The 8,116-nt window shown below is 37.1% G+C and carries 5 protein-coding genes and 2 pseudogenes; 4 read left to right on the forward strand and 3 right to left on the reverse strand.

The features are described 5' to 3' along the window. Positions 1-26: 26 nt before the first annotated feature. On the reverse strand, positions 27-2,216 hold the full coding sequence (gene katG, locus ACK1JC_RS13355) for a catalase/peroxidase HPI (RefSeq protein WP_409512363.1): 2,190 nt from the start codon (positions 2,214-2,216) through the stop codon (positions 27-29). A 362-nt stretch (positions 2,217-2,578) separates the two neighbouring features. Here katG and ACK1JC_RS13360 point away from each other — a divergent pair. From ACK1JC_RS13360 to ACK1JC_RS13370, 3 genes and pseudogenes are all read left to right on the forward strand, one after another. After that, positions 2,579-2,946, forward strand: a pseudogene (locus ACK1JC_RS13360) (thiol-disulfide oxidoreductase DCC family protein). Then, entirely contained in the window at positions 2,927-3,049 is a 123-nt protein-coding gene (locus tag ACK1JC_RS13365; RefSeq protein ID WP_409512364.1) for a hypothetical protein, read from the forward strand. Before ACK1JC_RS13360 ends, ACK1JC_RS13365 begins: the two are co-directional and overlap by 20 nt. A gap of 18 nt (positions 3,050-3,067) precedes the next feature. Continuing rightward, positions 3,068-3,322: pseudogene (locus ACK1JC_RS13370) on the forward strand (DoxX-like family protein); the annotation flags it as partial. 163 nt (positions 3,323-3,485) lie between these two features. On the opposite strand, the gene ACK1JC_RS13375 reads toward ACK1JC_RS13370, so the two are convergent. Then, positions 3,486-4,511: an MBL fold metallo-hydrolase gene (locus ACK1JC_RS13375; RefSeq protein WP_409512372.1), complete on the reverse strand. Its 1,026-nt coding sequence runs from the start codon at positions 4,509-4,511 to the stop codon at positions 3,486-3,488. A gap of 606 nt (positions 4,512-5,117) precedes the next feature. Here ACK1JC_RS13375 and ACK1JC_RS13380 point away from each other — a divergent pair. Then, the gene (locus ACK1JC_RS13380) at positions 5,118-5,564 is read left to right on the forward strand and encodes a GNAT family N-acetyltransferase (RefSeq protein ID WP_409512365.1); all 447 of its coding nucleotides are present in this window, start codon (positions 5,118-5,120) and stop codon (positions 5,562-5,564) included. A 413-nt stretch (positions 5,565-5,977) separates the two neighbouring features. On the opposite strand, the gene ACK1JC_RS13385 is transcribed toward ACK1JC_RS13380, so the two are convergent. After that, positions 5,978-8,116: Ig-like domain-containing protein (locus ACK1JC_RS13385; RefSeq protein WP_409512366.1), on the reverse strand; the 2,139-nt coding region annotated here is incomplete at its 5' end.

The raw sequence follows: 8,116 nt of genomic DNA on the forward strand, positions 1-8,116 counted from the left end.
GGCGGTTTTTTTAAGATTTAAATCAATTACTTCACATCAAAGCGGTCTGCGTTCATCACTTTTGTCCAAGCAGCAATAAAGTCTTTTACAAACTTTTCTTTATTGTCATCTTGTGCATACACTTCTGCATATGAGCGAAGAATTGAGTTAGAACCAAATACTAAATCCACACGTGTAGCTGTAAATTTAGTTTCACCTGAAGCACGGTCAACAATGTTGTATGAGTTCTTACCTGTTGGTTTCCAATTAAACTTCATGTCTGTTAAGTTCACGAAGAAATCATTGCTGAGTACGCCAACATTGTCAGTCAATACACCATGTTTCGAGTCACCATAATTTGCGCCTAGAACGCGTAAACCGCCAATTAGAACCGTCATTTCAGGTGCTGTTAAACCGAGTAGTTGCGCACGGTCTAACAATAATTCCTCAGGTTGAACCACATAGTCTGCTTTAACAAAGTTACGGAAACCATCTGCTTTCGGTTCGAAATCTTCAAATGAGTAGACATCGGTTTGTTCTTGAGTTGCATCGCCACGACCCGCAATAAACGTGACATTGGCATTTACACCTACCGCTTTCGCTGCTTGCTCAACTGCCGCTGAACCACCCAAAACAATCAAATCTGCAATGCTGACTTTTTTCGCAAGACCTATTTGAATTTCTTCAAGTTTCGTAATCACTTTGGCTAAACGAACAGGTTCGTTACCTTCCCAATCTTTTTGTGGTGCAAGGCGAATACGTGCACCATTTGCACCACCACGGTAGTCCGAACCACGGAAAGTCCGTGCGCTGTCCCATGCTGTTGCAATCAATTCAGCCGAAGTTAAACCGCTACTTAATAGTTTAGCCTTTAATTCAGCCACTTCAGCATCAGACAACGTGTAGTCTACTGTTGGAATTGGGTCTTGCCAGATCAAATCTTCACTCGGTACATCTGCACCCAAATAACGTGACTTTGGCCCCATGTCACGGTGCGTCAATTTAAACCATGCACGTGCAAAAACATCAGCCAATTTATCAGGATTATTATAGAAATCTTCAGCAATTTTACGGTATTCAGGATCAACTTTCAGTGCCATATCGGCATCTGTCATCATTGGATTACGACGTACATTGGGGTTATGTGCATCAACAGGTTTATCTTCTTCCTTAATGTTGATCGGTTCCCATTGTTTTGCACCCGCAGGACTCAATGTTTTTTCCCATTCATACGTAAATAGTAGATATAAAAATTCATTGTCCCATTTAGTCGGATGCGTTGTCCAAGCACCTTCTAAACCACTCACCATGGTATTGCCTGCATTGCCTGTACCTTCAGAGTTATGCCAACCTAAACCTTGGAACTCTACATCTGCACTTTCAACATCTGCACCTAAGTTTTCTGCTTTACCATTACCGTGCGCTTTACCTACCGTATGACCACCAATGGTCAAAGCTACAGTTTCTTCGTCATCCATTCCCATACGGTCGAATGTTACACGCATATCTTGTGCGGTACGTAGTGGATCTTGTACACCATCCACACCTTCAGGATTGACATAAATTAAACCCATTTGCACTGCAGCAAGCGGATTTTCTAATGAAGAACGATCTTTATCATCTTTATAACGATTTTCTGTAGGAGCAAGCCATTGTCGTTCTTCCCCCCAATAAATATCTTTTTCAGGATGCCAAATATCTAAACGACCACCGCCGAAACCAAACGTTTTTAAACCTGCGTCTTCATACGCAACCGTTCCAGCCAAAACAATTAAATCCCCCCAAGAAATTTTATTACCATACTTACGTTTGATTGGCCAAAGTAGTCGACGACCTTTATCGGTATTAACATTATCAGGCCAACTGTTTAGTGGGGCGAAGCGTTGATTACCTGTATTTGCACCACCACGACCATCTTGCTTACGATAAGAGCCCGCCAAATGCCAAGCAGTACGTACAAACATACCAATATAGCTACCATAATCGGATGGCCACCAATCTTGACTGCTGTTAATAAGTTCACGAAGGTCTTGTTTAATTGCTTCTAAATCGAGTGAATTAAAGGCTTCTGCATAATTGAAATTTGGATCAAGTGGATTCGTTTTTGTATCGTGTTGAGAGAGGATATCGAGATTAAGGGCGTTGGGCCACCAATCTGTATTGTTGGTGCTGGCTACGTTAGTTTGTCCACCTTGTTGATGAAATGGGCAACCCGAAGCTGGCGTATTCTTATCCATATTTATTCTCCATATACAAGTCAAAAAAGATCAAAAAAATGTGTAGGATTACTGCTTTACTTTTATTAACATACCCTCTTTCTCTACAAAGCTACAGCAAAATTAACGAATAAAAACAATCGGATTATTCAATTTAAAATATTAAAAATAAATGACTTTTTATTTTTCATAAAGTTAAGTCACACCTGTATATCAATATATTTAATCCGGCACTTTATTTTAATTTATTGCTTATAGTGATCTACTTTTACGGAAAAACCGATACTCATCTTGAAGTATAAAAATGAGAAAATATGTACTTTTAATAATCAATATTTCCGTATGCTCAAATCTAAATTAAGTTTTTGTCGTAGAGAGAAAGCATGCGATATAATATTGATAGCATCACACAACAACACGATATTATTTTATTTGATGCTATTTGTGTGATTTGTAATGGTTGGGTAAAGTTCCTCATTCAGCATGATCAGCATAAAAAATTCAAATTGGCATCTGTACAATCGCCACTTGGTGAAGCCATTTTAAAACACTACGGTATGTCAACTGAACATTACTCAACCATGATGGATATTTGATGCCTCGTCCATTACGAGATTTTCTATATCTACGTATTACTCTCAATCGTTATCAATTATTTGGTACAACCGATCAATGCTTATTGCCTTCTGCTGAAAATAAACAACACTTTTTAGAGTCGGTGGTGCTTATCAATGGAGAAATCACTACGTAATATTTTATGGACAATTCACATTACTTTGGCTGTGTTATGGGTGTATCAAGGATTGATTCCCAAAGTTTTATACAAAGCACAAGATGAACAATACATTTGGTAGCAACAAGGCTTTGATGAGCTTATATCATTAATATTAATGCAATTTTCAGGCTATATCGAAATTATATTTGGAATGCTTTTTCTCGTTTTTAAACAAAGTAAGATACTGCATTTTTTGAATATACTTAGGATGCTCGGACTCAGCTTATTGATTGCAATCATTGACATGCGTTATTTTCAAAATGCTTTTAACCCCTTTGTAATGAATATGGCGATGGCTTCATTATCCATTATTGCATTCCAATTACTTCAAGCAAAAAACCCTAAACTCTAAAAAACAGAACTATTCACATACTTGCTCTCATTTTGTACGAAAATAAATATTTCCCTTAAATTTATAACGGTTAAATATTATCTTTAAAGCACAGGAATTTACGATCACTTTAAAGATATAAAATTTTCATTCGCCGCCCATTTTTGACTTTTGAATATCCCAACTACACTACCATTTTTCGCCCTTCCCTTAGGCAATAAAATGGATTTGCCATTTTTGAAAAATGAGTCATGGCTTGATGTAAATCATGTTCAGGTTGTTCTCTGCTTTCATCGGTCAACTGAAAAGTCCGATAATGAATCGCCAATGATCGCTTGGCTTGTAAATCTAAATGTGCTTGAAATGCATCTTGAGGATTCATATGCATATATTTCATCAAAGCACGAGGCTCATACGCACCAATGGGTAATAATGCAATGCGAGGTGTACCGAGTCGTTTTTGAATTTCTTTAAAATGTGCCGAATACCCTGTATCACCAGCGAAGAAACAATGCCCATGTGGTGATAACACTGAAAAACCACCCCAAAGTGCGATATTTTGATCACGTAAACCGCGTCCCGAACCATGCTGTGCAGGTGTATATACAATTTTAAGATTTTTAAATAATGCGGTTTGCCACCAATCCATTTCAATCACATGAAACTCTTCAGGCAAATAATTACGGTTACCTAAACCTGTATAAATAGGCATAGAGAACTTTTTATTCAACCAACGAAGCGAAGCCAAATCCATATGGTCATAATGGTTATGACTTAGTAAAACTGCATGAATTTCAGGTAATTGTTCTAAGGCGATTCCCGCAGGAATAACACGTTTTGGACCACGCCCTTGTTTGGGACTCACATATTCTGCCCAAACAGGATCGGTTAAAAAATTATAGCGACCAATTTGCAACAATACCGTGGCATGACTAACAAACCAAATTTGCCAATCATGATCTTCAGCATTTGGGCGATTTTGTGGCAAAGCCCGTTTAGATGCATAGAAATCTGTCGCTTCTTGTTTAGAGTTAACATTCCACGTTGAAGACTTTCGAGTACCAAGCCATTTCAATAAATTCCAACGATTCAACTCGTCAGGGCGGCGTAATTCATTTAAAAAACGCTCACCATTATGATGATTTGATGCGAGTACTTGAAATTTTGGTCTATACCAACTATGTGACAAACAGTTTTCTGTTTTCAACATATAGGTTAAAGATTTTCCTGTATGCACATCCAATTCTTGCGATTGTTGTACTTCACTCTTTTCCACAATGGATTCCACTTCAATATCTTTCGACATGATTACTTTAAACGCCTTTTCATTTTTCTTTGTCAAATGCCTATTATCTTAAAGATTACCATTTATTACATGTCATCGTATAATCTAACCATCAACTGTCGTTGTTCTAACACTTATTCAATCCTTTCAATTTTCAATTCGGAAGCAAAATTTAAGTGATTGAAATACAACCAAACAATTCATACATAATTTATTGTTTATACTGTACGAATAGATTTTTACAACTAACTTTTAGAACAAGAACATAGCAGACCTTTAACATAAATGCTTCACCTATCCTGCGGTATATACAAATTTGCATCATTCACGCAAACAATTGTAAAACTAACAAAAAATGCCTGATATATAGTTTTTTTGTCAGAATATGACATTTTTTAACGAATGACTTAGCAAGTTATTCGTTCAAATTGATTTCACCCCTACTTTCCTATCATATTAGCCAAATAGAGCATTCTTTTTATTTATTTTTTATTTATTTTTTGTTTATTTTCACAATTGAGTGAACCATTTATGAAACCGGATTTCACACAGATTCTCAGTACAAATTCTGATGATCATCCAAAATTATTAAAAATATGGGAATCCGCTGTCAGAGCAACACATCAATTCCTAAGTGAACAGCATATTTTTCAAATCCGTGATCTGATTATTCAGCACCATTATTTTGATCACGTGCAACTCTATCATATAGAATTCGATGGAAAAATCGTTGGTTTTATGGGTCTAGCATATGAAAAAATTGAAATGCTTTTCGTTGAACCTAAATATTTCAAACAAGGTATTGGTTCAACCTTATTAGACCACGCTTTATCACTTGGTATGACGGAAGTTGATGTAAATGAGCAAAATTATGGCGCTTTAGCTTTTTATCAAACTCGATGTTTCCAACAAATTGCTCGTTCCGAGTTAGATGCTGAAGGTAATCCCTTTCCAATTTTACATTTAAAGCTAAAGTAAAGAACACCCTCCTGATCTATCAAGGCAAAAATCAAATAATTATATTAATGAACATTTTTTATTTTACGATTTAATATTCACTAGAGTATAAATATTTTTAATGAGAGCCTAATGCTTATATTGGGCTCTTTATATTTCAATCCAACCTAATACTCAAATATCACCAATAAAGTGACTCAACTCGCTTCCTTCAAACCTTCTTAATTTAAGAAAAAAGTACACTACAAGGTATCTTTATCATAAATTTAATTGACCTAAGAACAACTTAAAATACAGTAATAACGATTTTTTATTTATCATCCATCGTTTAAATCTATCTTATTTTTTTATTCTGTTTTACAAGTTTAAAAATATAATGCTTACGAAAAAAAGAGGATCCTAAGATCCTCTTCCTTTATATATTTTTTTAGTGATTAAAAGAAAAGCTGATTGTTTTTCAACAACTGATCTAGTGTGATATCAACATCTTTTAATGTTAAGAACTCAGTAGAATTATACTTCGTACCCGCAGCCCCATCACGATCGACAGACAATACCGTATCTTTACCACCTGTCGTATTATCAACCTGTTTAACCGAAATAAAGTTACCAATAGTCGCATTAGTGACACCTTTGTTTTCAGACAGCATTTGCATGATATTAATGGTGTCTTTACCACCTGTCGCATCATCAACACCAAAACCAACCCAAGTATCATGACCATTGTTCATATTCGCAGGATCTGACTCATGAACACTACCAGACAGAATTTTATAAATCACTGTATCTTGACCACCATTTGTTGTATCAAAATGATCATCAAACTCTGTACTCGTATAGGTGCTATCTACATTTGCTGCTGGTGGTACAACAGTGATATTAAAGTCTTTCGAATAACCTGATGTCACCGCTACTCTATCTGGACCTTCATACGTTACTGCATAACTAATGGTATGTGCACCATCTGCTAAGTTTAGCTTAATATATGAACTATCACCCGCTATAACTGTGATTGGATTTGGATCATCAACACCATCAACTCTCAGATAATAGGTTGCCTTTGAACCGGCTTTAGGTTCAAGTTGCAATATCACCTCATTTGTCTGACTGATACCACCATTATCAACTATGGTATAGCTATTATTAGTGCCCTTCGCATCCACATAATCGAAAGCTTGGTTCAAGATCGGCAATGTATTTTCAACATGATAAGCTAAATTCGCATTACCCGCATAATCTTGGTAACTACCCGCTGGTATATTCAAGGTATATGAACCTTTAAAGGAAGCAGGAATCTCCGCTGAGACTTTATTCCCATCCATCGTCCATTTCACATCCTCAATTGGCTTACCATTGATGTCCACAATATAAATACTATCATTCGTCGTCGCACCAGGTGTTGTGCCATAGAAGCGGACCGTATCGAGTTTGACACGCAGATCCACACCTGCAGCTTCACCAACGTTGAAATGCAAAGAATTTTGTTCAAATTCAGCTTTGTAGTCACGGAAAGTACTTGCATCAATAATATTATTATCGTATTTCACAATAATAAGATCTTCAAGATTTGAAGGATCATCCGTATTTGCTCGAACATTCCCGACCTTATCTGTTTGTTCAACATAATAAGCGTCTAAAGCACCTTTATCAGCCCCCCCAATCACAACCTTATAATCCGAGTATGTCCAATTACCATTCACATCAACAACGGTTGAACCGATAGCTGAGCCAGTCAAATAGTTAAAGATCGTTAGGACTGCACCAGGTTCACCAGTACCCACAAAAACTGGAGCTAAATCATTCGATGCATATATTGGTTTATTGATACTTCCAAGATCCCAACGTATAACCTCTGACTCATCCTTTGGATCATTACTATGCGGAATCAGAATATTGCCTTCCAAACCACCAGTAACGTTATCTAAGATTTGAGTAATGGCTGGTCGACCAAGGCCATCTGTAGTTTCAGTTGTACTATTCTGATTACCAGCAACATCTTCAGAGATGGCTTTAACAACCTCACCATCTTTCAGATTACCAGGGTTCGTCACAGACCATTTACCATCTTTACCAGCAGTCACTGTCACAGATGTACCATCAGGGAACGTTACAGTTACTTTCGAGTCTGCTTCAGCTTTACCCGTAATTGGTGGATTTGTTTGACCTGGAATATTAAGATTAATCGGATCAATATCAATTGGTGAAATACCATCCACTTTTTCAATCGCATTTGCTGTGTTTCCTGCTTTATCAACAGATACCACAGTAACCACATCACCATCCTTCAAATTGCCAGGGTTCGGTACTGTCCAAGTGCCATCTTTAGCCACTGTTACTGTTGCTGTCATGCCACCTGAGAATGTTACAGTAACAGTTGCATCTACCTCGCCTGTACCAGTAATCGGATCTTTTGGATCATCAATATCTTTCTGAGTAATCGGATCGATATTCACTGTATTTACACCGTCAACTTCTTCTTTCGCTGTAGCTTCGTTGCCTGCTGGGTCTTTCGCCGTTGCAGTCACTTCTTGACCATTCGTTAAGTTGCCTGGGTTCGGTACGGTCCAATCACC

This window comes from Acinetobacter sp. TY2 (assembly GCF_046269225.1).
GTDB lineage: Bacteria > Pseudomonadota > Gammaproteobacteria > Pseudomonadales > Moraxellaceae > Acinetobacter.

Coding starts and splice junctions, on each gene's coding strand:
- ACK1JC_RS13375 (WP_409512372.1), bottom strand. CDS start 4,511: ATGTTGAAAACAGAAAACTGTTTGTCACATAGTTGGTATAGACCAAAA.
- katG (WP_409512363.1), bottom strand. CDS start 2,216: ATGGATAAGAATACGCCAGCTTCGGGTTGCCCATTTCATCAACAAGGT.
- ACK1JC_RS13365 (WP_409512364.1), top strand. CDS start 2,927: ATGGAGAAATCACTACGTAATATTTTATGGACAATTCACATTACTTTG.
- ACK1JC_RS13380 (WP_409512365.1), top strand. CDS start 5,118: ATGAAACCGGATTTCACACAGATTCTCAGTACAAATTCTGATGATCAT.